The 25,382-nt window shown below is 58.5% G+C and carries 24 protein-coding genes; 5 read left to right on the top strand and 19 right to left on the bottom strand.

The window, feature by feature from the left end:
- Positions 1 to 61 precede the first annotated feature (61 nt).
- From QUE89_RS04705 to rpoE, 6 genes are all read right to left on the bottom strand, one after another.
- Positions 62 to 2,788 (bottom strand): bifunctional diguanylate cyclase/phosphodiesterase, encoded by a 2,727-nt coding sequence (locus QUE89_RS04705; RefSeq protein ID WP_286222061.1) that lies wholly within the window; start codon positions 2,786 to 2,788, stop codon positions 62 to 64.
- A gap of 142 nt (positions 2,789 to 2,930) precedes the next feature.
- Complete coding sequence (locus QUE89_RS04700) at positions 2,931 to 4,427, bottom strand: DegQ family serine endoprotease (protein ID WP_434784093.1); 1,497 nt, start codon at positions 4,425 to 4,427, stop codon at positions 2,931 to 2,933.
- A 92-nt stretch (positions 4,428 to 4,519) separates the two neighbouring features.
- On the bottom strand, positions 4,520 to 4,969 hold the full coding sequence (locus QUE89_RS04695; protein WP_286222060.1) for a SoxR reducing system RseC family protein: 450 nt from the start codon (positions 4,967 to 4,969) through the stop codon (positions 4,520 to 4,522).
- A complete protein-coding gene (locus tag QUE89_RS04690; RefSeq protein ID WP_286222059.1) occupies positions 4,966 to 5,943 on the bottom strand; it encodes a MucB/RseB C-terminal domain-containing protein in 978 nt (325 codons plus the stop codon). The genes QUE89_RS04695 and QUE89_RS04690 overlap by 4 nt, the downstream gene beginning before the upstream one ends.
- Positions 5,944 to 6,011: 68 nt before the next feature.
- A complete protein-coding gene (locus tag QUE89_RS04685; protein WP_286222058.1) occupies positions 6,012 to 6,569 on the bottom strand; it encodes a sigma-E factor negative regulatory protein in 558 nt (185 codons plus the stop codon).
- Between the two features lie 15 nt (positions 6,570 to 6,584).
- The gene (gene rpoE / locus QUE89_RS04680) at positions 6,585 to 7,202 is read right to left on the bottom strand and encodes an RNA polymerase sigma factor RpoE (protein WP_491844569.1); all 618 of its coding nucleotides are present in this window, start codon (positions 7,200 to 7,202) and stop codon (positions 6,585 to 6,587) included.
- 203 nt (positions 7,203 to 7,405) lie between these two features.
- Between rpoE and nadB the strand changes: the two genes are divergently transcribed.
- From nadB to QUE89_RS04655, 5 genes are all read left to right on the top strand, one after another.
- Complete coding sequence (nadB, locus tag QUE89_RS04675) at positions 7,406 to 9,010, top strand: L-aspartate oxidase (RefSeq protein WP_286222824.1); 1,605 nt, start codon at positions 7,406 to 7,408, stop codon at positions 9,008 to 9,010.
- 48 nt (positions 9,011 to 9,058) lie between these two features.
- Positions 9,059 to 9,331: an FAD assembly factor SdhE gene (locus QUE89_RS04670; protein WP_041340459.1), complete on the top strand. Its 273-nt coding sequence runs from the start codon at positions 9,059 to 9,061 to the stop codon at positions 9,329 to 9,331.
- Entirely contained in the window at positions 9,315 to 9,779 is a 465-nt protein-coding gene (locus QUE89_RS04665; protein WP_286222056.1) for a hypothetical protein, read from the top strand. Before QUE89_RS04670 ends, QUE89_RS04665 begins: the two co-directional genes overlap by 17 nt.
- A gap of 21 nt (positions 9,780 to 9,800) precedes the next feature.
- Entirely contained in the window at positions 9,801 to 10,814 is a 1,014-nt protein-coding gene (gene ygfZ / locus QUE89_RS04660) for a CAF17-like 4Fe-4S cluster assembly/insertion protein YgfZ (RefSeq protein WP_286222055.1), read from the top strand.
- Between the two features lie 117 nt (positions 10,815 to 10,931).
- Entirely contained in the window at positions 10,932 to 11,765 is an 834-nt protein-coding gene (locus tag QUE89_RS04655) for an HDOD domain-containing protein (RefSeq protein WP_286222054.1), read from the top strand.
- Positions 11,766 to 11,807: 42 nt separating this feature from the next.
- Here QUE89_RS04655 and ung read toward each other — a convergent pair whose 3' ends face one another.
- From ung to ffh, 13 genes are all read right to left on the bottom strand, one after another.
- Complete coding sequence (ung, locus tag QUE89_RS04650; RefSeq protein ID WP_286222053.1) at positions 11,808 to 12,539, bottom strand: uracil-DNA glycosylase; 732 nt, start codon at positions 12,537 to 12,539, stop codon at positions 11,808 to 11,810.
- Positions 12,540 to 12,542: 3 nt separating this feature from the next.
- The gene (lysS, locus tag QUE89_RS04645; protein WP_286222052.1) at positions 12,543 to 14,075 is read right to left on the bottom strand and encodes a lysine--tRNA ligase; all 1,533 of its coding nucleotides are present in this window, start codon (positions 14,073 to 14,075) and stop codon (positions 12,543 to 12,545) included.
- 51 nt (positions 14,076 to 14,126) lie between these two features.
- A protein-coding gene (gene prfB / locus QUE89_RS04640) for a peptide chain release factor 2 (RefSeq protein ID WP_286222051.1) occupies positions 14,127 to 15,222 on the bottom strand; the annotation gives its coding sequence in 2 pieces (ribosomal slippage) (positions 14,127 to 15,149 and positions 15,151 to 15,222; 1,095 coding nt in all).
- Positions 15,223 to 15,294: 72 nt separating this feature from the next.
- Positions 15,295 to 17,040 carry a single-stranded-DNA-specific exonuclease RecJ gene (recJ, locus tag QUE89_RS04635; protein ID WP_286222050.1) on the bottom strand — a complete coding sequence of 582 codons (1,746 nt, stop codon included), beginning with the start codon at positions 17,038 to 17,040 and terminating at the stop codon, positions 15,295 to 15,297.
- Positions 17,041 to 17,046: 6 nt separating this feature from the next.
- Positions 17,047 to 18,447 carry a threonine synthase gene (gene thrC / locus QUE89_RS04630; protein WP_286222049.1) on the bottom strand — a complete coding sequence of 467 codons (1,401 nt, stop codon included), beginning with the start codon at positions 18,445 to 18,447 and terminating at the stop codon, positions 17,047 to 17,049.
- Positions 18,448 to 18,461: 14 nt separating this feature from the next.
- Positions 18,462 to 19,763 carry a homoserine dehydrogenase gene (locus tag QUE89_RS04625; protein WP_286222048.1) on the bottom strand — a complete coding sequence of 434 codons (1,302 nt, stop codon included), beginning with the start codon at positions 19,761 to 19,763 and terminating at the stop codon, positions 18,462 to 18,464.
- Positions 19,764 to 19,910: 147 nt separating this feature from the next.
- The gene (locus tag QUE89_RS04620) at positions 19,911 to 20,657 is read right to left on the bottom strand and encodes a DsbC family protein (protein ID WP_286222047.1); all 747 of its coding nucleotides are present in this window, start codon (positions 20,655 to 20,657) and stop codon (positions 19,911 to 19,913) included.
- A 122-nt stretch (positions 20,658 to 20,779) separates the two neighbouring features.
- Positions 20,780 to 21,682 (bottom strand): site-specific tyrosine recombinase XerD, encoded by a 903-nt coding sequence (gene xerD / locus QUE89_RS04615; RefSeq protein ID WP_286222046.1) that lies wholly within the window; start codon positions 21,680 to 21,682, stop codon positions 20,780 to 20,782.
- A gap of 115 nt (positions 21,683 to 21,797) precedes the next feature.
- Positions 21,798 to 22,154, bottom strand: a complete 357-nt coding sequence (rplS, locus tag QUE89_RS04610; protein WP_041340442.1) for a 50S ribosomal protein L19 — start codon at positions 22,152 to 22,154, stop codon at positions 21,798 to 21,800.
- 25 nt (positions 22,155 to 22,179) lie between these two features.
- The gene (trmD, locus tag QUE89_RS04605) at positions 22,180 to 22,905 is read right to left on the bottom strand and encodes a tRNA (guanosine(37)-N1)-methyltransferase TrmD (RefSeq protein WP_236744602.1); all 726 of its coding nucleotides are present in this window, start codon (positions 22,903 to 22,905) and stop codon (positions 22,180 to 22,182) included.
- Positions 22,906 to 22,941: 36 nt separating this feature from the next.
- On the bottom strand, positions 22,942 to 23,469 hold the full coding sequence (gene rimM / locus QUE89_RS04600; protein ID WP_286222045.1) for a ribosome maturation factor RimM: 528 nt from the start codon (positions 23,467 to 23,469) through the stop codon (positions 22,942 to 22,944).
- Between the two features lie 27 nt (positions 23,470 to 23,496).
- Positions 23,497 to 23,736: a 30S ribosomal protein S16 gene (gene rpsP / locus QUE89_RS04595; protein WP_138440822.1), complete on the bottom strand. Its 240-nt coding sequence runs from the start codon at positions 23,734 to 23,736 to the stop codon at positions 23,497 to 23,499.
- A gap of 163 nt (positions 23,737 to 23,899) precedes the next feature.
- A complete protein-coding gene (gene ffh, locus QUE89_RS04590) occupies positions 23,900 to 25,291 on the bottom strand; it encodes a signal recognition particle protein (protein ID WP_286222044.1) in 1,392 nt (463 codons plus the stop codon).
- Between the last annotated feature and the right edge of the window lie 91 nt (positions 25,292 to 25,382).

The raw sequence follows: 25,382 nt of genomic DNA, 5'->3' as shown, positions 1-25,382 counted from the left end.
GGCCGGTGCCGGGATCCGGGAACGCCGTGATTTTACCGGTTACCGGCCGTCATTGCCATGATCAGGACATCAGCGGCTTCTCGTACTGGCGAATCAGGAAGCCAATCAGGGCATCTTCATCCAACGGGTAGCTGAACAGGTTACCCTGACACTGGGCACAGCCTGCAGACTTGAGGAAGGCGAGTTGCTGCGGCGTTTCCACCCCTTCGGCTACGACCGTCAGGTGCAGCTTGCGCGCCAGGGCGATGACCGCCGAGGCCACATCGGTAGCGCTGACATTGTAGGGAATGTCGCGAATAAAGCGGTGATCAATCTTGACCACATCCAGCGGCAGTTGCTGCAGTGACACCAGGGAACAGGAGCCAGTTCCAAAATCGTCCAGAATCAGGCACACCCCCAGATCGTGCAGGGCGGTTAACAGCTCGCGCAGGACTCTGGGGTCTTCATTCAGCAACTCGGCCGGCATTTCCAGCTCCAGGCGTTCCGGCGACACCCCTGTCTCGGTAATTACCTGCCGGATCATGTCCAGGAACCCGGCATCGGTGAGCTGCCGCACGGACAGGTTAATCGCCATCTTCAGGGACTCGAAACCGGCCCGCTCCAGTGCCTGCACCTGAATACAGGCCTGGCGCAGCGCCAGTTCACCCAGCTGGAGAATCAGACCGGTTTCCTCGGCCAGACCAATGAACTGCTGCGCCGAGACCAATCCCTTCTCCGGGTGATGCCAGCGCAAAAACGCCTCAACGCCAATGACCCGCTCGCTGACCAGATCCAGTTTCGGCTGGTAATGCAAAACAAAACGATCGCCTTCCAGCGCTGCCGCCAACTCTTCCTGCTGCAGCAGACGGCGAGCCGCCTGGATATTCATGGCCGGCGTGAAGAACTGATAGGTATTGCGGCCCATTTCCTTGGCACGGTACATGGCCAGGTCCGCGTACTTCATCAATGTCCCGGGATCCTCACTGTCCTGCGGAATCATGGTGATACCGATACTGACAGTGATACCGACTTCATGCTCACTAAGGCGGACACGCTGGCACAACCGGTGCAAAATCGTTTCCGCCACCTTACCGGCAGCCTCCGATTCACCCACCCGGGACAGCAAAACAACAAACTCATCGCCACCCAACCGGGCTACCGAATCCTCCTCGCGGACACAGCCTTCCAACCACTCGGCGACCTGGCGCAACAACTCATCGCCGGCATCGTGCCCGAGGGTATCGTTGATCCGTTTGAAACCATCCAGATCCAGGAACATCAGTGCCGCGGGCTCGCCACTGCGCCGGCAACGACGCACGGCATGATTAAGCCGATCACGGAATAACTGGCGGTTCGGCAGTCCGGTCAGCGGATCGTAAAACGCCAACCGGTGCAGCTCTGTCTGGGCCGCCTTCAGCTGCGTCAGGTCGCGCAGGCTGAGCACCACGCCATTCACGCCTGGCACCGAGAGCATGGCGGTAAAGGTGCAATCCATATCGCGCCAACGGCCTTCCGAGTCACGGACACGGGCCCGAATCACTGGCTGCTGCTGGCCGGGAGCCCCGATGGCGTCCTCGAAGCCTTGCTGCAACTTCGACCAGTCGTCGACATGGACCAGGGTTTCAAGGTTAAGCGCCGCGATCTCACCCGGATCGAAGCCCAGAATTTCGTCGCTGGAGGGACTGGCGTAGGAAGCCTGGCCGGCCCGATCCAGTACCAGGGTCACACTGGCCGCACCTTCGGTGATGGCCCGATAGCGCCCGGCACTGATCTGCGCCATCAGGCGCGACCGGATCAGGGCCAACACAAACAAAAACAGCAGAACACTGATAACAATACCGCTGCCCAACACAATCGGTGGCCGCGGGTCCGAGGCCAGGAAATCAAAGGCGGGCGTGGACCGGGTCTGGAGCAGCCATTCCCGGCCGCCGGCATTCAGCGTCTGGCTCATCTGGAAACTGAAGTCGTTATCCAGGGAGCCCAGGTTCGAGCCGTACATCAGGTTGTCACGGCTGACCGTTCCGTTGTCGTAGATACGGACATCCAGAAAGGGTGAAATCAGCCCGACGATGCCATCAATCAGGTTATTCATCCGGAACGCACTGAACACAAATCCCGCCAGCATCATCTGCCGTTCGTTGCGAAGCTCCGGCACCGCCCCGCCCTGGTACACCGGGTAGTACATCAGGAAGCTGGCCTGATCTTCGGCCACCTCTTCCTGAATCAGCACGACCTTGGCGGTCACCGTCGGCTTGGCTTCGTCCCGCGCCAGCTCCATGGCCCTGCGATGCACTGGATCGCTAAAGGCATCGTAGCCCAGGGCCCGGTGGTTGCGGTCGGTGCCGGGCTCCAGGTATACCATCGGGTAATAGTAGGGGCCGGTACCCAGCGGACTGACCAGGTAATTGTAGACACCTTCTTTTCGCACTGAAGAGATGTGGTCGGCCATCTGCCGGACCCCGATGCGCTTGACGTAACCGATCCCCTGGATACCCGGGTAATAGCGATCAATGTCGACCTTGTCGACGTAAACGCGCCATTCGTCACGGGAGACATCGCCTGCAACGGAGAACAGGCCAGCGCTGCCCGCCAGCACTTGCTCGTAGTTCAGCAAACGTTCTTCTATCGCGGTTTTAAGCTGGAGGGTCTGAGTGCGAAAACGGGCCTGGGTACGCTCATCGACCAAGTGGATCGACACCTGCCAGAGCAACACAGCAACGCCAAGCACGACAAAAAAAATCAGCCAGGCAATCCACGCGTTACGAAATTTCAGCAGCTGTCGTAGAGGAAGATCCTTTGTGTTCGTCATCTGTTCTGGTCCGATCCATGGCCATGATTTTGTTGGAGATGCGCCAGTATAACAAAAGCCCCAAAGTGTGTCGTTTATGACAACACCCGGGGGCTTGAGTTCACCGCTCAGTGCGTGGTGACAATGCTAATGGGCTGGCGGCTCAGGGTTTCATGACCAGATACACCGCCCGGCCCTGACGAATTACTCGCACCGACACCGCCCGGTCCTTCGGGAGTGCCTCAATCACCTCACGGAACTCCTCGACCGACGTTACCTTCTCCCGGTTGATCTCGGTGATCACGTCGCGCGGCCGAATACCGGCCTCAAAGGCGGGCCCGCGGGCGATATCAGACACCACCACACCGCCATCGACGCCAAGGGAGTCGGCCAGTTCAGCCGGGATAGGCTCAACGAGCATGCCCAGCGGCGCCGACGATGACTCCCCCGAGCCATCTGCCGGTGCGGCTTTCTTCTCGCCGCCCTGCTCCGGGAGCTTGCCAATTTCGACGTCCAGCTCAATCTCTTCACCACCACGAAGCACCGTGAGCTGAGCGGTTTCTCCAATCGGCGTTCTGCCCACCATGGGCGGCAGATCGGACGACAACTGCACGTCCTCGCCATCATAAGCCAACACGATATCGCCCGACTGCAGTCCAGCCTGTTGTGCCGGCGAGCCTTCCATCACTTCTGCCACCAGCGCACCACGGGGCCGCTTCAGACCAAAGGATTCAGCCAGATCACGATTGACCTCCTGGATCAGCACGCCAAGCCAGCCCCTTGCCACGGTGCCGTTGTCGCGGATCTGCCGGAATACGTTCATGGCGTCGTCGATGGGGATGGCAAACGAGACTCCCATGAAACCACCGGAGCGGGTGTAGATCTGGGAGTTAATACCGATCACATCGCCATCCAGATTAAATAACGGGCCGCCGGAATTTCCCGGATTGATAGCAACATCGGTCTGAATGAACGGAACATAGTTTTCGGTCGGCAGTGACCGGCCGAGAGCACTGACAATACCAGCGGTTACGGTGTAGTCGAACCCGAAGGGCGAACCGATCGCGAACACCCACTCGCCCACCTTGAGATCGCGGGAGCGGCCAATTTGTACCACTGGCAGATCATCACCGTCTTCGATCTTCAGTACTGCCATGTCCGAACGGGGATCGGTTCCCACCAAAGTCGCCGGCAGTTCGCGGCGATCGTTCAGGCGTACGATGATTTCATCAGCACCTTCCACCACGTGGTTGTTGGTGAGGACATAACCATCCCGGGACACAATGAACCCTGAACCCATGGAGCGGCGAGGCTGGGACTTGCCCGGACCGCCACCAAAGGGCGACTGGGGGCCCCGGAAGAAATCCTGGAAGAACTCGGGGAGTTGTTCGAACTGCTCCTGATCAAATGGGGTGCCATCAAAGCCTTTGAAGCCCTTGAATCCCTGCGAGCCACTTTTTGGCGCACTGGTGGTGGCAATATTAACCACTGCACTGGAGTTTTCCTCCACCAGCTCAGTGAAATCAGGCAGGCCTGCAGCCGCAACCCCCTGACTCCAGAAAACCGAAACCATGACGGACAGCATCAGCAGAGCACAGAACCCTCTCCATACCCGGTTGGCAGGTGCAGGTTGAGCGACCTCTGTCAGTATTGTCGGCATGTTGTTCTCCCTTAGATTTATGTCATCACACTAATTTTTTAAGGTTGACGAAGCGGATTTCAACTTAAAAAACGGTAGGATTTCGATACAGATCAGGCCCACTGACCCGTAGCGATGCGATTGACCCGAAGCAGCCGGGGCTGGTAACGGTCACCCCGACCAGCCTGGAGCCCTCTGCCGATCCAGAAACCGGCAGCCATCCCAGCCACCGCCCCCGCAATAGCCCCAGCGTCCATACCGCCGGATAACTGATGGCCGGCGATGCTTGCCAGCACCATCAGCAGCAGCGGCACTGCATAGACCACCAGTGAAGCGGACAGCAGGGCCTGCTCGTCAATACCGAGGGTTACTTCATCACCAACCTGGGCCCTCACCGTGTTTTCTACCAATACTTGATTGGCGCGCCCGCCAGAAGCCGATGCCAGCACTCGCTGACCGCAGCCATTGCGGGCCGAGCAACTTTCACAGGCACTCTGTCGAATCGTCTGAACCCAGGCCTGCTCACCTTTGAGCGCAACGACAGTTCCGGTTTCAGTAATCATGAATCATCCGAATGGAGTGCCAGGGCATCATCAACGCGCACCGATTCCGCCACCTTACGCGCGGTTTTTGGCGGTACTTCGCCCACCACGGTCACAAGGAACCGGCCATCGCCGGCATCAAGCTCCCGCATGTATACGGTGGTGGCACCAATACGGGAGGCACCAACCGGCATTCTGATCGCACCCTCCGGTTCAACGAACACCGAGAATGCTGCCAGGCCGTCGGAAAAGGCAACGGCTCGCCCAGGACCAGAGCGGGGTGCGGCAGCCGGCACAAACCCGGGCGGCTGCCACCCCAGATCCCAGCCTTTCATGACCGAGCTCTGAACCGGCTCCGGCGATGGCTCCTGCTCAAGATTGTGGGTCACTTCCCGGCCCTTGGTCTGGATCTCAAATTCGCTGTCTGCCAGGTCGTCCGTAATCTCCAGGCTGGTAAACTGGAAATGCTCCAAGACCTTGCCATGGGGCTCGCCCACGTGACTCTTGACCAGCAGGCCACTGGCTTTCTCAAGCCAGAGGCGATGATTGTAACGATGCGGATCCTTGGCGGTTAACGCGATGATCACCGAGTCATAGCCGGCCACACGATCTTCGCCGACCAGCTCAGCCTTATACCAGCGGCTTACCGGCACAAGCTCATTGGCGTAGGCCTCGGCAAAGGGGCCTGACGGAATCACCTGGTCCAGGCGCACCTCGCCATGCCGTGGCAACACACACACCACGTTCATGCCCTTGCGGACAATCTCACCATCGCCACCGTCCTGCAATACCAGGCGCTCGTGCACCATGCCATTCCTGAACCGGTGCGCGATACGCATGGAATGCACACGGTCGCCGCGGGCGTACACAAAAACGCCCCGATAAGAGGTCATATTCAGTGCTGGTCCCAAACGCTCCAGCCATTGGCTGGCCTGGTTCGGCTCGCTTGCTGCCGGTGGACTGGCGAAAAGCAGTACCAGTGCAGCTACGGCCATCAGATGACACCAGCCTCGATGCAGGAGCCCGGCCGGCCGGTTAGGCGCATTGAACTCTGCAACTAACATTAGTAACCGCTGCCTGTGGCACTGACCATGCGGGCATAGCCCACCGATCCACGACCGGCACCCACGCTGTTGTGCTGGGCATGTTCCAGCAAGTACCGACTCACGTGTTCCCACTGTTCCTGATCCAGCCCCTGCAACGCCACTTCATCCACCGCTTGCACCTCAGTGGACTTGTTGAGTTCAGCGCTTGCCACCGGCGCACCCTGATTGGTGTCGGCCGACTCCCATCCGGCACCGGCACCGAAGCCTATGAGCAGCGCCATGGTGACCATGGCAACCGCTGGCCACTGCCAGCGGACTACCGATCTGGGCGCTGCCGGACCCTTTTTGCTAATGCTCGGGGGCCGGCCATCGAGGACTTCACGGACGGCACCACTGACATCGACGCCCTCGGCCGGCGAGTGATTCTTGTGCATCAACCCCCGAACCTGCTGCCAACGCTGCCACTGATCGCAAACTTCGTCCTGCCGACCATGGGACAGCAGTCGACGAACCGACAGCTCGTCGGCTTCATCGTCCATCATGGCAGAAAGTGTTTCTCTGAGACGATCATCCATCGGATGTACCCTCAACTACGTCACTGAATGATTGAGCAAAGGCCCGAGATATCGATCAACGGAATCACGGGCCCGAAAAATACGCGAACGCACCGTACCGATCGGGCAGTCGAGAATCCGGGCAATGTCCTCGTAACTCAGCCCGTCATACTCGCGCAGCAAAAACGCCGAGCGTAGCTCTTCTGGCAACTGGGAAATCGCCTCTGACAACGCCGTCTGGAGTTGTTCCCGCTGCAACATCCGCTCCGGCGAAGCAACGTCCCGGAGCCGACCGCCGTCATCGAAATTCTCGGCCTCGGCCACGTCTGCACTGCCCTGCGGCCTGCGCCCACGCGACTCGAGATAATTCTTGGCGGTATTGACCGCTATCCGGTACAGCCAGGTATAAAATGCACTGTCACCGCGGAACCGATCCATGGCCCGGAAGGCTTTAACAAAGGCCTCCTGGGTCAGATCCATCACTTCCTGACTGTCGTAGACATAACGACTGATGATCGACGCCACCCGGGACTGATATTTCACCACCAGCAGATCGAACGCCGCACGATCACCATTTCTCACCTTGCGTACAAGCTGAAGATCGGTCTGACTGTCGCTTCGTTCACCCTGTCGTGGGTCTTGGTCAGGAGTCATGGACGGCTTGCCGGGCTTCCCTGTTTTCTCGGCCAAAGATTCGGCCTTTGCGAGATTTCGTTGATTCATTCTTGCTGTCCGGCGTCCATTTACAGAAGAGGGCGCACCACCCCGCAGGCGGCTGACCCATTCAGGCCAAATAGACAGCACGTGCAAAGTTTAGTTCAATAGGCGTCCACATTATGGCCCGCGATCACAACCCAATGCCACAGTCCTACGAATTCGATGTCCTTGTTATCGGCAGTGGTGCAGCCGGCCTGACCGTTGCACTCAACTTGCCCGAACACTTGCAGGTCTGCGTTATCAGCAAGGCCGACATTTCCAGCGGTGCGACGCTATGGGCCCAGGGCGGTATTGCCGCGGTGCTCGATGACGACGATTCCACCGAAGATCATATTCAGGACACTCTGGCCGCAGGTGCCGGGCTGTGCCACGAGGATGCAGTCCGGTTTACCGTCGAGCACGGCCGTGAAAGCATCGACTGGCTGATTAATTCCGGTGTCGATTTCACGAAGGATGAAAACGCCCATTACCACCTGACCCGGGAAGGCGGTCACAGTCATCGCCGCATCATCCACGCCGCAGATGCGACCGGCCACGCGGTGTCCACCACACTGACCGAGCAGGCCCTGGCGCGACCCAATATCGAACTGATGTCCAGCCGGGTGGCCGTCGACCTGATCACCAACCGAAAGCTGTCGTTGCCCGGCAACCGCTGTGTGGGTGCGTATATCCTGAACCTGGAAGACAACCACGTGGAACTCTTCCGGGCCCGCTTTACGGTGATCGCCACCGGGGGTGCTTCCAAGGCCTATCGCTACACCACCAATCCGGATGGCGCGTCCGGGGACGGCATTGCCATGGCCTGGCGGGCCGGCTGCCGTGTTGCCAACATGGAATTTAACCAGTTCCACCCGACTTGCCTGTACCATCCTCATGCCAAGTCGTTTCTCATTACCGAGGCGGTCAGGGGTGAAGGCGGTCTGCTGAAGCTGCCAGACGGTAGCCGCTTCATGGATCGTTTCGACGAGCGCGCGGAACTGGCGCCCCGGGATATCGTGGCCCGGGCCATCGACCATGAGATGAAGCGCCTGGGTGCTGACCATCTGTACCTCGATATTAGCCATAAACCGGCCGACTTCATCAAACACCACTTTCCGACCATCTATGAGAAATGCCTTGGTTTTGGCATCGACATTACCCGCGAACCCCTGCCGGTGGTGCCTGCCGCCCATTACACCTGCGGCGGCATCATCACCGACGAGCGTGCCCGGTCTGACATCAACGGCCTGTACGTAGTCGGCGAGGCGGGCTTTACCGGTTTGCACGGAGCCAACCGGATGGCCAGTAACTCTCTGCTGGAATGTCTGGTCTACGGTCGCTCGGCAGCGGCAGATATTGCCCGCCGGGAAGCGGACATCCCGCCACCGCCCGACGCCCCGGGCTGGGATGAAAGTCAGGTTCGCGACTCCGATGAGGACGTCGTGATCTCGCACAACTGGGATGAACTGCGCCACTTCATGTGGGACTACGTCGGAATCGTGCGCACCACTAAACGGCTGCAGCGCGCCAAGCACCGGGTCGATCTGCTGTCCCGGGAAATTGGCGAATTCTACAGCAATTACCGGGTATCCAATGACCTGCTGGAATTGCGGAATCTGGTGACCGTGTCTGACCTGATCATCTGCTCTGCCCTGCAGCGCAAGGAAAGCCGGGGTCTGCACTACACCCTGGATTTCCCCGGACTGACCGGTGAAGCGAAGGACACCGTGCTGGTTCCAACCACCTACCGTACGCTATCCCCCTGACCGGGGTGTATTTTAGCCAACAACCCATTCAACCCAACGGAATCCGCTATGCCCGAACACACTGCTTCCTCCGACAACGTCGATTTCAACCGTATGTGGTGGCACAGCCGCCGCGGCATGCTGGAATTGGACAACCTCCTCATTCCGTTTATCGAGGAGGTCTACCGAGACCTTCCAGACGAAGACAAGGCTCGCTATAAGAAGTTGCTCAGCTGCGAGGACAATGACATGTTCGAGTGGTTCATGCAGCGTAGCCGGCCGGAAGACCCGGATCTGCAGCGCATGGTCGACATGATTGTGAACCGTGTCCAGCCGGATTGAGTTACCACTCCGGCCATCGCTGGCCGCCGGCCTGGTTGCCTCGGCACCCTGGCTGGCGATGGCCTGCTTTATCCTGATAGCAGGTACTGCCAACAAAGGCCTGCTACTGCTGGGCCTCATCCCCACCCTGGCCGGCGCCCTCTTTCAGTTCCGTAGTACTGGGTTGCTGAGGACAAAACGCGCCGTGACCGCCCTGCAGGTTTTGGATGGGCAACTCTACGCCCAGCTAAGCCATTCCCGCACCACCGCCATGGAAATAGCCAGCTCCAGTCAGCTCGGTGCCCACCTGGCACTCTTGAAACTTCGTCCTGTCGGCACAAAGTTGTACCCATATTCCGCGATTCTTCTGACCGGCACCGGCCCTGTTCGTGGTAACGTGCCGGAAGATGAATTTCGTCGCCTGCGGGTATGGCTCAGACTGGGCCGATCTCAGCCAAGCCCCGTGTAACGCCCCGAGTTGGAGTACTCCATGACTGACGCGAAATCCCCGGTCACCGCAGACAGTGGTTCTGACCAATTGACCGCCGATTTTCCTTTGCCCAAGACCGGCTGGTCGAGCTTGAGCAACCAGCTGCTGGTGCGCATCAGCGGACCGGGCACCGACAAGTTCCTGCAAGGTCAATTCAGCCAACACCTCGATGAAGTCGTCACTGGGTACTCACCCCGCGCGGCCGCCGCCACGCCCAAGGGCCGGGCCTACTGCCTGACGCGCATGGTTCGTGACGGCGACGACGTGCTGATTGACCTGCAACACGACTCGGCTGACGCCACCCTGACCCAACTGCGCAAATACCTGATGCTGTTCCGGGGTACGTCGGCAGAGACAGTCAACGAAGGCCGTGTCATGGGTCTGTTCGGCACCTCGGTGGCAAGCGCCCTGGCTGGTGACGGGCTCAGCGAGCTCAACCAGCCCGGCGATACGGTGGCCGTTGACGGTGGCTTCCTGATTCGCGTCGAACCAACTGCCGATGGCCTCGACCGGTTTGAACTCTGGCACACAGGGCCTGGTCAGACGGCCCTCGATGACACCGATGAACATCCCGAAGCTGACTGGCAAGCGTCGGAGATTGCCGCCGGAATTGCCAGTCTGACAGAACAGACCCGGGAAGCTTTCGTGCCCCAGATGCTGAACTGGCAGCACGTCGGTGGCGTGCACTTCAAAAAAGGCTGCTACACCGGTCAGGAAGTCATTGCACGAATGCACTTCCTCGGCCAGCTGAAAAAGAGTCTTTACCGCTGCCGGATTGGCAGCACTGAGACGCCGCAACCCGGGACTTCCGTCCACGCCGACGGCCGGTCAGTGGGCACCGTGGTCAATGCCATCGCGTTGGCCAACGGCAGCTGTGAATTACTCGCAGTGCTCCGGCACGATGCCGAAAACAAACCGCTATCGATAGACGGTTATGCCGACCTCACGCTGGAACAGCTGCCACTGCCCTACGCCGTACCCGAGCGAGAAAAAAGCGCTCAGAAAGATACATAAGTTGACAGGAAAATCTCGGCTGATTTGCTATAAAGTAACTCACTTATTTGATTTTTATGGGCACTGGCTATTTTTGACCGCCGAAGCCCACCCCTGACAAGCGGATTGCTACTGACCATGTCGAATATCGTCGAGACCATTAAGACCGAACTGATTGATGCCATTGAAAATGACAAGCTGCTGCTGCCTACGCTGCCGGAAGTCGCCCTGCAGGTTCGGGAGATCGCGGAGAACGAGGATTCGGGCATTGCCGATCTGGTCAAGGTCATCAGTAATGACACCGCCTTGTCTGCTCGTATCATTCGGGTCTGCAACAGCCCGCTGTTCCGGGGTAGCCGCGCCATTGAGAACCTGAACATGGCGGTCAGCCGGTTGGGCATGGCCTACACCAGCAACCTGGCGATGGGCCTGGCCATGGAACAGATGTTCCAGGCCACCTCAGACATGATCGACAAGCGCCTGCGTGCGACCTGGCAGACCAGCACCGAAGTCGCGGGCGTCTGTCACGTACTGGCGCAGCATTACACCCGACTCAAACCCGACCAGGCGACACTGGCGGGGCTGGTGCACCTGATTGGCGTACTGCCGATTCTTCGTTACGTGGAAGACCAGGACATCCAGATCAGCAGCATCATGCTCGACAATATCATTGATGAACTGCACCCACGCCTGGGTGCCACCATTTTGAAGAAGTGGGATTTCCCGCCCGAACTGCAGAATGTGCCGCTAGAATATGCCAAGTTCCAGCGCCAGGCCCCGGCCGCCGACTACGCCGATCTGGTCATGGTAGCCAACCTGCAACTGGTGTCAGGCAGCGAGCATCCATGGACGGAAATGGACTGGAATGGCATCCCCGCATTCGAGCGCCTGGGCCTTGATCCGAACATCGACATGAGTGAGGAAGAAGACCTGAACGCCCAGATGGAAGCCGCAATGGCGCTTCTGCAGTAACTGCTGGGAATGAGGGTCAAACTTGATGACCGGGGTTGATCGCTAGAACTGATAGTTAGCAAACAACTCGGCTTTGGAGGGCAGCGCCCAATCGATGGATGGCTGCCCTTTTTGTTGCAGCCATTGATTAGCGCGGGAAAAGTGGCGGCAGCCGAAAAAGCCGCGATAAGCACTCAACGGCGAAGGATGCGGCCCTTCCAGCACCAGGTGTCGATCTCGATCGATATGCCGACCTTTCTTGCGGGCGTAACCACCCCAGAGCAAAAACACCACCCCGTCACGCTCACGATTGACGGTCTCGATCACCTTATCGGTAAACGTCTCCCAGCCCTTGCCCTGATGGGCGCCAGCCTGACCCTGCGCGACGGTCAGCACACTGTTCAGCAACAGCACGCCACGATCAGCCCACGGCTGCAAACATCCGTGATCAGGCGTCTCGATACCGAGATCGCTGCGAATTTCCTTGAAGATGTTGACCAGAGACGGTGGCGTCGCCACCTCAGGCCGGACCGAAAAGCACAGCCCGTGAGCCTGCCCGGGGCCATGATAGGGATCTTGCCCGAGTATCACCACGGAGACATTGGCAAGAGGGGTACTGTTGAGGGCATTGAAGCAGTGATCGCGGGCCGGGAACAAAGCCGTGCCGGCCTGCTGCTCCGCCGCCAGAAACCCCGCCAGCGCCTTCATATAGGGCTGGCGGAATTCATTGCCGAGATGGTCGGACCAGCCCCGGTCAGGCCTGAGCTGATGCGCCAGAACCTCAACCGGATGCATGGCTCAGCCCTCGTTGTTGCGGGTTTCTGCCTTGTGCTCCGGACGCATGGCCGGGAACAGGATGACGTCACGGATTGACTGGCTGTTGGTCAGCAGCATCGCCAGACGGTCGATACCAATACCTTCACCGGCGGTCGGTGGCAGGCCGTATTCCAGCGCCATGACATAGTCTTCATCGTAGAACATGGCCTCGTCGTCACCGGCATCCTTCTCGGCGACCTGCTCCTGAAAACGTTCAGCCTGGTCTTCGGCATCGTTCAACTCGGAGAAGCCGTTGGCGATTTCGCGACCACCGACAAAGAACTCGAATCGTTCGGTGACAAACGGATTGCTGTCTTTACAGCGAGCCAGCGGCGACACTTCTTTCGGGTACTCGGTGATGAAGGTCGGCTGAATCAGTCGATGCTCGGCCGTGGCTTCAAAGATCTCGATCTGAACCTTGCCCAGGCCCCAGCCTTCCTTCAGGTGGATACCCAAATCCTTGGCAACCTGTCTGGCGGAGCTCTCGTCGGCCAGTTGCTCGGCCTTCACGTCGGGGTTGTAGCGCAGAATGGCTTCAACGACAGTCAGGCGTTCGAACGACTTACCGAAGTCGTACTCCACCGACTCCTCGGTGCCATCGGACAAGGTTCGGGTGTTGACCACCGTGGTGGTATCCAGAACTTTCTGGGCAATGGTGCGGATCATGTCCTCGGTGAGGTCCATCAGGTCGTTGTAGTCAGCGTAGGCCTGATAGAACTCAACCATGGTGAATTCCGGGTTATGCCTGGTCGAAAGTCCCTCATTCCGGAAGTTCCGGTTGATCTCGAACACCCGCTCAAAGCCACCGACAACCAGACGTTTGAGGAACAGCTCCGGCGCGATGCGCAAGTACATGTCGATACCCAGGGCGTTGTGATGAGTCACAAACGGACGAGCGGTGGCGCCACCTGGGATCACCTGTAGCATTGGGGTTTCCACTTCCATGAAATCCCGGTCGGTGAAGTACTGACGCATGGTACTGATGATTTTCGAACGGGCGTGGAACACCCGACGGCTGTCTTCATTGACCATCAGGTCCACGTACCGGTGGCGATAACGGGCCTCGGTATCGGTCAGGCCTTTGTGCTTCTCCGGCAGCGGACGCAGGGATTTGGTCAGCAGCACGTATTCGTCCATGGTGACGTAAAGATCGCCCCGGCCAGATTTCGACAAGGTGCCCCGAACACCAATGATATCGCCCAGATCCCAGTGTTTGGTGTCCTTTTGCACGTCTTTCGACGCATAAATCTGGATACGGCCAGACGCGTCCTGAACCACCTTGAACGCCTTACGATCCAGCATCATGCGGCCCGCGATGGCCACCTTGATACCCATGGACTCCAGCTCTTCCTTGGTTTTCTCGCCGTAGGTCGCCTGCAGCTCGGCTGCGGTGGCATCACGACGAAAATCGTTAGGGAAGGGATTGCCCTGCTCGCGAAGCTCGGACAGTTTGGCGCGACGCTCGGTAATCAGCTTGTTGTCCTCAGGCTGTGCATTCTGGGTGTGATCAGTCATGTTGGCTCACTAAAATCGGGAATGTCCGGGTTCTTTGGGCGCTGCTAATAATTACAGCGCCATCTTCAGGCTGGCTTCGATAAATTTATCAATATCGCCATCCAGTACCGTCTGGGTATTACTGGTCTCAACCTTGGTCCGCAGATCCTTGATGCGGCTGTCATCCAGCACATAAGAACGGATCTGGCTGCCCCAGCCGATGTCGGCCTTGGCGTCCTCGGCCTTCTGTTTCTCCGCGTTGCGCTCCTGCATCTCGCGCTCAAACAGCTTCGCCTTCAGCTGTTTCATGGCCTGGTCTTTGTTCTGATGCTGGCTTCGGCCAGCCTGACAGGCCACCACAATACCGGTCGGATTGTGGGTCAGACGGACCGCAGATTCGGTCCGGTTAACGTGCTGACCACCAGCACCGGATGCCCGGTAGACATCGACGCGCAGGTCCGACGGGTTGATCTCAATCTCAAAGCTGTCGTCCACTTCCGGCGACACAAACACCGACGAGAACGAGGTGTGACGACGATTACCGGAATCGAACGGAGACTTGCGAACCAGACGATGGACACCGGTCTCGGTGCGCAGCCAGCCATAAGCGTAGTCGCCCTGGATGTGAATGGTGGCACTCTTGATACCGGCCACGTCGCCTTCCTGCAGTTCGACAATCTCAGCCTTGAAGCCGCGACGCTCTGCCCAGCGCAGGTACATGCGCAGCAGCATGTTGCCCCAGTCCTGGGCTTCGGTGCCGCCGGAGCCGGCCTGGATGTCCAGGTAGGCATTATTGGAATCCATTTCCCCGGAGAACATCCGGCGGAATTCCAGCTTTTCCAGCTCTTTGTCGAGCGATTCCAGATCGGCTTCGATCTCCCCGACCGTGTCGGCATCCTCTTCCTCGGCGGCCAGATCGAGCAGACTCTCGGCGTCGCCCAGACCACTGGTGAGGTTGTCGATGGTTTTCACAATCAGCTCAAGATCGGAGCGCTCTTTACCTAGCGCCTGGGCCCGCTCTGGGTCGTCCCAAACGGTGGGCAGTTCCAGTTCGCGCTCTACTTCGACCAGTCGTTCACTTCGTTGATCGTAGTCAAAGATACCCCCTGAGCGCTTCAGTGCGCTCACGAAGGTCTTTAATCTTCGTCACAATGGGATTGATTTCCATGAAACCCTTACTCGCTCTATAAAATGATGAGTAAAAACAGAGGCGGGATTCTACCGGATTTCCGGCAGTAAATCAGCCTGCGGGCTTGCGCAGAGGTTCCAGATAGTCGACGAGCAGCTGAAGATTGGTCCGCCCGCGAAAGGTATTGGCATCCGGCTTGTACACCACCCGCGCTCCGGTGCGAGTGTAGTCCGGCACTTCGGGGCCGGTATTGAAAGCAATGCCATCGATGATGCCGCCACCCTCAAACGGCTGCAAAACCAGTTTGAGGTGATTCTCACCAACCACGCGCTGACTGACCACCCGGAATTCGCCATCAAAGATCGGCTCCGGGAAATGCTGGCCCCAGGGTCCGGCGCGCTTTAGCAGGGCTGCCGTTTCCAGGCGCAGCTCATCCAGCGCCAGCGGGCCATCGGTAGTGATCGCGGCTTCCAGGTCCGCGGCCACCAGAGTGTCGCGCACGACCTTGTCGAAGGCTTCGGAAAAGGCGTCGAGGTCGCTTTGGGCCAGGGTCATGCCAGCAGCCATGGCATGACCGCCGTATTTCTTCAGCATGCCCGGATGGCGGGCATCTACGGCTGCCAGGACATCGCGGATGTGCAAGCCGGGGATGGAGCGGGCTGAACCTTTGATGTCTTCGCCGTTATCATCGCTGGCAAAGGCGATGGTCGGCCGATTGGTTTGCTCTCGAATACGGGCCGCGAGAATACCAATCACGCCCTGATGCCACTCCGGATCATACAACGCCAATCCCCATGGCAGACCTTCCAGATCCAGTGACATCGAAGCAAGCAGATCCTGGGCCTGGGCTTTCATGTCCTTTTCGATGGTGCGGCGTTCCCGGTTAAAGGTGTCCAGCTCACGAGCCAGTCGACGGGCCTCATCGGGACTGTCGGCGAGCAGGCAGGCAATGCCGATACTCATGTCGTCCAGACGGCCGGCGGCGTTCAAGCGCGGGCCAACCACAAAACCAAGATCGGTGGAGCTGATCGCTGTGTGATCCCTTCCAGCGACCTCCAGCAACGCCAGAATGCCCGGCCGGGCCTCGCCCTGACGGATTCGGCGCAGGCCCTGTTCGACAAAAATCCGGTTGTTATGATCCAGGGGCACCACATCCGCGACGGTGCCTAGCGCAACCAGATCGAGGAGCGCGCCGAGGTTGGGTTCAGGTTGCGGCAGCAGCGACTGTTCACGCAGGTGCTTACGCAGCGCGGTGAGGACATAGAACATGACTCCGACACCGGCGGCATTCTTGCTCAGGAACGGACAGCCAGGCTGGTTCGGATTCACGATGGCATCGGCTTCCGGCAGGGTGTCGCCGGCCAGGTGATGATCGGTGACGATCACCTTCATGCCCATATCGCGGGCAGCCTTCACCCCTTCGATGGCGGAAATACCGTTATCCACGGTCACCAGCAAGTCCGGCAACTCGCCCTCATCCCGCAGTCGTTCGATGATGCCCGGGGTCAGACCATAACCATCGGCAAACCGACTGGGCACCCGGAAATCGACGCTTCGCAGCCCGAGCATCGACAGTCCCAGCATGGCAACAGCCGTACTGGTGGCACCATCGGCGTCGAAATCGCCCAGCACCAGAACACGCTGCTGCTGCCCGATGGCCTCGGCTAACAACTCGACGGCACGGTCGATGCCGCGCAACTCCATCGGTGAAGCCAGGGATTTCAGGGTATAGCTCAGTTGCTCATCGGAGGTAATACCCCGTGCAGCGTAGAGACGGCGAAGCAAAGGCGGCAGGTTTTGCCCCCAGGCCGGCGCGGTGTCCGGCTGGGGGCGACGCAGGATTTTTTTTGGTGTCATACCAAGTCAGGCGTTCTTCCAGTGCTTGGTAATAAACTCCTGCACACCGGCGATGTTGTTGTCGAGGACGGTGTAACGCTCCTCGCGCTCAAAAAGATCCGCCATGTGCGCGGGAAGCTCCGGCTTCACCGACACTCCAGATTCGGCAATGGCATCCGGGAATTTCGCCGGATGGGCCGTACCCAGGGTGATCATGGGCACCGAGCTATCGCGCCGGCAGTTACGAGCTGCCCGCACACCGATGGCGGTGTGGGGATCGAGCAAGTACTCGTTCTTTTCCTGAATCTCGCGAATGGTATCGCAGGTCGCCTTGTCGTCCACGGCATCGCTGTCGAACAACTTACGGGCGTGCTTCCAGCGGTAGTCTTCGATGCTGACCGGACCTTTGGTAGCGTTCTCCAGCAGCGTTTTCACTGCCTGGCCATCGCGGCCATGGAGATCGAACAGCAGGCGCTCGAAATTGCTGGACACCATGATGTCCATACTCGGCGACAAAGTATGTTCGAGCTGATGCTGCTCGTACTTGTTGCCACTCATGAAGCGGTGCAGGATATCGTTGCGGTTGGTGGCAATCACCAGCTGGGAGATTGGCAGCCCCATTTTCTTGGCCAGGTAGCCGGCAAAGATGTCGCCGAAATTCCCGGTGGGCACGGAAAACGCCATGCTGCGATCTGGGCCACCCAAAGCCAGGGAGGCTTGGAAGTAGTAGACAATCTGGGCCATGATCCGGGCCCAGTTGATGGAGTTCACCGCGGCCAGCTGGGTCTTGCCACCCAGGAAGCTCTGGTTGCCAAAGCTTTCCTTCACCATACGCTGACAATCGTCGAAATTGCCACGCACGGCGATGTTGTGGATGTTGTCCCCGGTCACCGTAGTCATCTGGCGACGCTGGACTTCCGACACCCGCTCGTGGGGATGCAGAATGAAAATATCCACGTGCTCACAGCGACGACAGCCTTCAATAGCCGCAGAACCGGTGTCACCCGAGGTAGCCCCCATGATGACCACGTGCTGCTTGCGCTTTTCCAGCACGTAATCGAGCAAACGACCCAGCAGCTGCAGGGCGAAATCCTTGAACGCCAGGGTCGGACCGCGGAACAGTTCCATCACCCACTCGTTGGAGTCCAGCTGGACCAGCGGCGCTACCGCCTGGTGGCTGAACACCGAGTAGGTTTCATCCAGCATCTTGCGGAAATCATCGGCCGGAATGGCGTCGTCCACAAACGGATGCATCACATTGAATGCTAGCTCACTGTACGACAGCCCGCGCCAGCTCCGGATTTCTTCCAGGCTGAAATGGGGCAAGGATTCCGGAACGTACAGCCCGCCATCGGTGGCGAGACCGGTGAGTAGAACGTCTTCAAAGCCCAGTGCGGGGGCTTCGCCCCGCGTACTGATATATCTCACGTGCGAGCTACCTGTCAGTTAAAGTTTTCAGCGCGGATGCGGACCACATGACCGTCGGTGTCAGTCAGGGCTTCCAGCTCTTCAATGGCGCGATTGATCTGCCGCTCCTGAACGGTATGGGTCAGGATGATGACCGGAATACGACCATCCTGCAGTTCGGATTCCTTCTGCATGATGGACTCGATGTTGATGCCATGCTCGCTGAGGATCGAGGCAATCTTGGCCAACACACCCGGACGGTCCAGGGCAGTAATGCGCAGATAGTACGCAGACTGGATGTCTTCCATGGACAGCACGTCCAGTTCCTCAAGAGCCTCGGGCTCGAAGCCGAGGTAAGGCACCCGCTGCTGGCTGCCGCTGGCGACAGCCCGTGCCACGTCGACGATGTCGGCGATAACCGCAGAAGCGGTTGCTTCGTCACCGGCACCCGGGCCGTAGTACATGGTCTGACCGACGGCATCACCATCCACCAGAACGGCGTTCAGCACACCATCAACCTGGGCGATCAGGTGACTCTGGGGCACCAGGGTCGGATGCACGCGCAACTCGATACCATCATCGCGGCGACGGGCAATGCCCAGGTGCTTGATGCGGTAGCCGAGGAGTTCGGCGTGGGAAATATCGTAGGGCGTAATCTGGGAAATGCCCTCGGTGAAACCTTTTTCAAATTGCAGCGGAACACCAAAACCGGCCGAGGCCAGGATGGTCAGCTTGTGGGCGGCATCGATGCCTTCCACGTCAAAGGTCGGATCGGCTTCGGCGTAACCCAGGTCCTGGGCTTCTTTCAGCACTTCGGTAAACTCACGGCCGGCGCGCATCTCGGTCAGGATGTAGTTGCCAGTTCCGTTGATGATACCGGCGATCCAGTCGATGCGGTTGGCCGCCATACCCTCACGGATAGCCTTCATCACCGGAATACCACCGGCGACACCGGCCTCGTAGGCTACAACCACGCCCGCTTTCTGGGCCGCCTCGAAAATTTCGTTGCCGTGCACTGCAATCAGCGCCTTATTGGCGGTTACCACGTGCTTGCCGTTATTGATGGCAGTCATCACCAGCTCTTTGGCAGTATCATAACCACCGATGAGCTCGACCACGATGTCCACGCCGGGATCATTTACGACGTCAAAGATATCAGTCGAAAACGGCACATCGCCCAGATCCATATCGGTCCGGGGACGACGACTGGCAATCCGGGTAATTCGGATGTTGCACCCTGCTCTGCCGGCAATGAGCCTGGCATTCCGGGTCAAGACATTGAATGTACCGCCGCCAACGGTACCCAGTCCGCAGATTCCGACACTGACGTCTTTCAAACTCTCACCTCTGATCCCGAACGGGTGCTGATGAATTGCAATTTTGGGGGGATAGTATACCGATTCAGGTGCCCGTGAATAAGCCCTGAACCGGAACCGTATCAAATCCGTGAAGGGCCCCGCATTGGAACGGAGCCCTGACAGGTTTTAGAGCAGACCCAGGCCCTGGGCAAGATTGTCAGCGGGCACGTAACCGCGAACCATGTTGCCGTCTTCCAGCACGATGGCCGGGGTTCCGGTTACGCCAACACGACCACCCAGCTGGTATTGTTCCAGCACTGGGTTCTCACAGCTGGCTGAAGCTACCGAACGGCCACCCTTGGCGGCATCCATGGCAGCTTGCTGATCCTCGGCGCACCAGACCGACACGTACTTGGTAAAGGAAGGGGTGCCCGGACCGGACCTTGGGAAGGCGTAGTAGTTGACGGTAATGCCGTAGGCATTGAGCTGGGGCACTTCGTCGTGGAGCTTCCGACAGTAAGGGCAATCGATGTCGGTAAAGACATGGATTTCAGCTTTTTGCTCGCCTTTGGCCGGGAACCGGATTACGCCGTCGTCACCAAAATTAGCCATGGTCTGTGCACGCTGACTGGCCCGCGCCTCTTCGGTCACATTGGCAATGCCGTTATCGGTGACCTTCAAAAGGTCCCCGGTCAGCAGGTACTGGCCATCGGCGGTGGTGTAGATGGTATCGCCGTTGTTGCTCTGGACCTCATACAAACCCGGCGCCTCGGATTCTTTAACGGACAACACCTTCAGGCCCGGCACGGCAGCGGTCAGGCGGCTGGCGATTCCGTCCTCGACCTCACCCGCCGTGCTCGGCGCGGCCGCCACAACACCGCCTAACAAGGCCGCACCTAAAACCACGTTCTTCAGATAATTTCTGGCAGACATAACTACATCCAGTCAGATGACATTGGGCCCCGGGCGCACCGGACAGGCCATGAAAACACGATACTGCGACACAGCGTGACCGCAAAAGTTCAACTCCGACACCTTAACCAAAAAACACCGGCTCAGCCACGAGGATGATGCGACTGGTGCAGCGACTGCAGACGTTGGCGGGCAACGTGAGTGTAAATCTGGGTGGTAGAGAGGTCAGAATGCCCCAGCAGCATCTGCACCACGCGCAGATCCGCACCGTGATTCAGCAGGTGGGTTGCGAAGGCATGCCGCAGGGTATGAGGGGAAAGATGCTTGCGAATACCAACCCGGCTTGCGTAGTGCTTGATACGGTACCAGAAGGTTTGCCGGGTCATCGCGGCGGGCCGATTGCCTGGGAACAGCGCGTCGCAGGAGCGCCCTTTAAGTAATTCCCCGCGGGACTCTTTCATATAGCGCAGCAGCCAATCCACTGCCTCCTCGCCCAGCGGCACCAGGCGCTCCTTGCCGCCTTTACCGGAAATCCGGACCACACCCTGACGCAAGTTGACCTGGTCTACCCGTAACTGGGTCAGTTCAGACACCCGCAAGCCACAACCATACAATATTTCCAGCATGGCCCGATCCCGCAGCTCAATGGGCACTTCAGGGTCCGGCTCGGCCAGCAGCGACTCCACTTCCTCTTCGGTCAACGAATCCGGCAACCGGCGCGGAAGTCTGGGGCTGTCGATGCGCAGAGTCGGATCCTCCGCAATTACGCCTTCGCGTAACAGAAACCGATAGAAGCGCCGCAGGCCGGACAATCGCCGGGCGGCAGTGGAGGTCTTTACACCTTCAGCCAGCGCCCTGGACATCCACGCCAGCAGATCGGTTCGGCGCACGGCCGTGAGCAAGGGCTGACCGGGCTGATCGTGTAACCAGCCTGCCAGGCGAACAAGATCACTGCGGTACGCTTGCCGCGTTTTCTCGCCCAACCCGTCCTCCAGCCAGATGGCATCGGTAAAACGGGCAATGATGGCCTCATCTTCGAGTCTCAATACTCAAATCCCATGCGATCGCTCAGACAGGAGCATGCCTGACCGAACAAACAGACACAAAAAAGGCAGCCAATGGCTGCCTTTTTTACAAGCGTTCTGCTCAGCGAATGGCTGATCAGCCCAGCTTTTCCTTGATACGAGCTGCCTTACCAGACAGGTCGCGCAGGTAGTAAAGCTTGGCCTGACGCACGTCACCACGACGCTTCACACTGATGCCGTCGATCAGCTTGGAGAAGGTCTGGAAAGTACGCTCAACACCAACACCGTAAGAAATCTTACGCACGGTGAAGGAGGAGTTCATGCCACGGTTACGCTTGCCGATGACAACACCCTCGAACGCCTGCAGACGCTCACGGTTACCCTCGGTTACGCGAACCTGTACAACCACGGTGTCGCCCGGCGCAAAGGCAGGGATCTCCTTGGTCATCTGTTCTGCTTCAAGTTGACTGATGATGTTGTTCTTGCCGCTCATCGTAATGCTCCTGATACCCAATCTTTTAATGCCCTGATGATTCAGAGGCACCCGGTTCGTTCAAAATCTCTTCCAGTAGCTGACGCTCTTCATCCGTAAACACCCGCTGTTCCAGCAGGTCGGGGCGTCGCTCCAGGGTTCGCCTCAGCGACTGCTTCAGTCGCCAACGCCGGATCTGATCATGGTGACCGCCCAATAAAACATCCGGCACCGCCTGACCTTCGTAAACTTCGGGCCGAGTGTAGTGCGGACAATCCAGCAAACCGTCAGCAAAAGAATCCTGCTCTGCCGACTGCGCATGACCCAGCGCTCCGGGGATGAGGCGTGTAACCGCATCAATGACAGCCATGGCCGCCAGTTCGCCACCGGACAAAACAAAATCACCCAGTGACACTTCCCGATCGACTTCCGTCGCAATCAGGCGCTCATCCACACCCTCGTATCGGCCTGCCACCAGAATCAGTCGTTCTTCCGCCGCCAGGGACTCAACAACAGACTGATTCAGCGTTTCACCTTGCGGTGACAAATACACCACACAGGCCTTACCAGGTGCCGACTCCCGTGCCGCACTGATAGCATCCCGGAGAGGCTGAATTTTCATCAGCATCCCCGGCCCACCACCGTATGGCCGGTCGTCCACCGTGCGGTGACGGTCATGGGTGTAGTCACGGGGATTCCAGCTTTGGAAGGTCAGAAGACCATCCCGAACTGCCCTGCCCGTAATCCCAACATCAGTTACCGCACTGAACATCTCCGGGAATAAACTGACTGCGCCAATCCACACCCGTCAGAACTCCGGATCCCAGTCTACGACCATCTGGCCCGCCGCCAGATCCACATCCCTGACCACTTGCTCGGGCAGGTAAGGAATCAGACGCTCGCGCTGATCGATGGAGCTTGCCGAAGCTTGCACCACGAGGACATCATTGGAACCCGTTTCAATCAGGTGGTGCACTGTTCCCAGGCACTCACCGTCGACCGTAGATACCTCAAGACCTTCAAGCTGAAACCAGTAAAACTCACCTTTCGGGAGCTCCGGCAGCTCATGGGTGCCGACTTTGACCTCTGCACCGCAGTACTTGAGAGCAACATCTCGATCATCAATGCCTTTCAGCCTGACGACGATCCCCTGCCCTTGGCGGCGACCCTCCTCAAGCTTGGCCGGAATACGTCTACCGTCGAGCTCTAAAGTCCAGTCGCGGTAGTTCAGGATTCCGTCCTTGGGGTCAGTGAAGGAGTAAACTTTTAGCCACCCCTTGACCCCAAACACCGAGGTAATCCGGCCGATCACAGTTTCCTGCGAAGTCTGTGTCATGCCTTAAACCCCGGTCTTAAGTCGTACTTACTCAGCGCCTTTCAGCAGCTGGGCAACGCGCTCGCTCGGCTGGGCGCCTTGGCCCATCCAGAACTCAACGCGCTCACGATCTACACGCAGACGCTCTTCCTGACCGCGGGCGACCGGGTTGAAAAAGCCAACTCGCTCAATGAAACGACCGTCGCGAGATTTGCGGCTGTCGGTAACTGTCAGATGATAGAACGGGCGCTTCTTGGAGCCACCACGAGCCAAACGGATGCTTACCATTTAACCAATATCCTGTTCTGTTGTACGAAACTTGTACGATTCACGCCAACTGAAACGCAGTTGGCGCGAAGACCCATACTCGAAAGGGGCGCTATTCTATGCTAATTAAGCGCCAATGAAAACAGCGAAACACGTTGATTCCCTGTTTTCGGTGTAAGGCTTTTTACATACGGCCAAACGGAGGCATTCCACCTCCACCACCGCCGCCGGGCGGCATCATACCACCAAGTCCGCGCATCATATTCGCCATACCACCCTTTTTGCCAAATTTTTTCATCATCTTCTGCATTTGCTTGTGCTGTTTGAGCAGACGATTGATGTCCTGAATCTGGGTACCGGAGCCGGATGCGATTCGACGCTTGCGCGAATTATTGATGGTATCGGGGTAGCGACGCTCCTTCGGAGTCATGGAGCAGATAATGGCCTCCATTTGCCCCATGGACTTGTCATTGACCTGCTGCTGCGCCATCTGAGCCATCTGCCCCATGCCCGGCAACTTATCCATCAGGCCACCGATGCCACCCATGCTCTTCATCTGCTGGAGCTGGTCCCGGAAGTCCTCGAGATCGAAGCTCTTACCCTTCTTGATCTTCTTGGTGAGCTTCTGGGCCTTCTTCTGATCCAGTTTGCGCTCTGCTTCCTCTATAAGGGAGAGCACATCGCCCATACCCAGAATCCGGGAGGCAACCCGGTCAGGATAGAAGGGCTCGAGGGCGTCGGATTTCTCACCCACACCCAGGAACTTGATTGGCTTGCCAGTGATGTGACGAACGGACAGCGCCGCACCGCCGCGGGCGTCGCCGTCGGTCTTGGTCAGCACAACACCGGTTAATGGCAGCGCGTCATTGAACGCCTTCGCGGTATTGGCGGCATCCTGACCGGTCATGGCGTCAACGACAAACAGGGTCTCAACCGGATTAACCGCTTTATGCAGTCGGCCGATTTCACCCATCATCTGCTCGTCTACGTGCAGACGACCGGCGGTATCCAGGATGACTACATCAATGTGTTTTTTGCGGGCCGCGTCAATCGCACCCTCTGCAATGTCCACTGGGTCCTGCTCGGCAGTGCTGGGGAAAAACTCCACACCCACTTCACCAGCCAGGGTTTCCAGCTGCCGGATAGCCGCAGGGCGGTAGACGTCTGCACTGACCACCAGCACTGACTTTTTCTGGCGCTCTTTAAGGAAGCGCGAAAGCTTGGCAACCGTTGTGGTTTTACCTGCACCCTGCAAACCGGCCATCATGATGACCGCCGGCGGTTGCACTGCCAGGTTAAGGGACTCGTTGCCCTCGCCCATGACACGCTCCAGCTCCTGCTGGACCACCTTCACGAACACCTGGCCGGGCGTCAGGCTGCGCTGGACTTCCTGGCCAATGGCCCGCTTGCGGACACCTTCGACGAAATCCTTGACGACCGGCAGGGCGACATCCGCTTCCAGCAGCGCCATCCGAACTTCGCGCAGCGTATCCTTGATGTTGTCGTCGGTTAGCCGCGCCTGACCGGAAATCTTGCGCAGGCTACCGGAAAGTCGGTCTTGGAGGTTCTCAAACATGTTGCTCTTCCGTACCCCGGATAAATTGAGTGCATGGAGTGCAGGTGCCGGCTCGGCGCCTTGATTCCAGTTGCATAATCGCGACATTATA

The sequence above is a fragment of the Marinobacter sp. LA51 genome (genome assembly GCF_030297175.1).
Taxonomy (GTDB): Bacteria; Pseudomonadota; Gammaproteobacteria; order Pseudomonadales; family Oleiphilaceae; genus Marinobacter; species Marinobacter apostichopi.
This window is presented reverse-complemented; position numbering and strand designations above follow the sequence as displayed.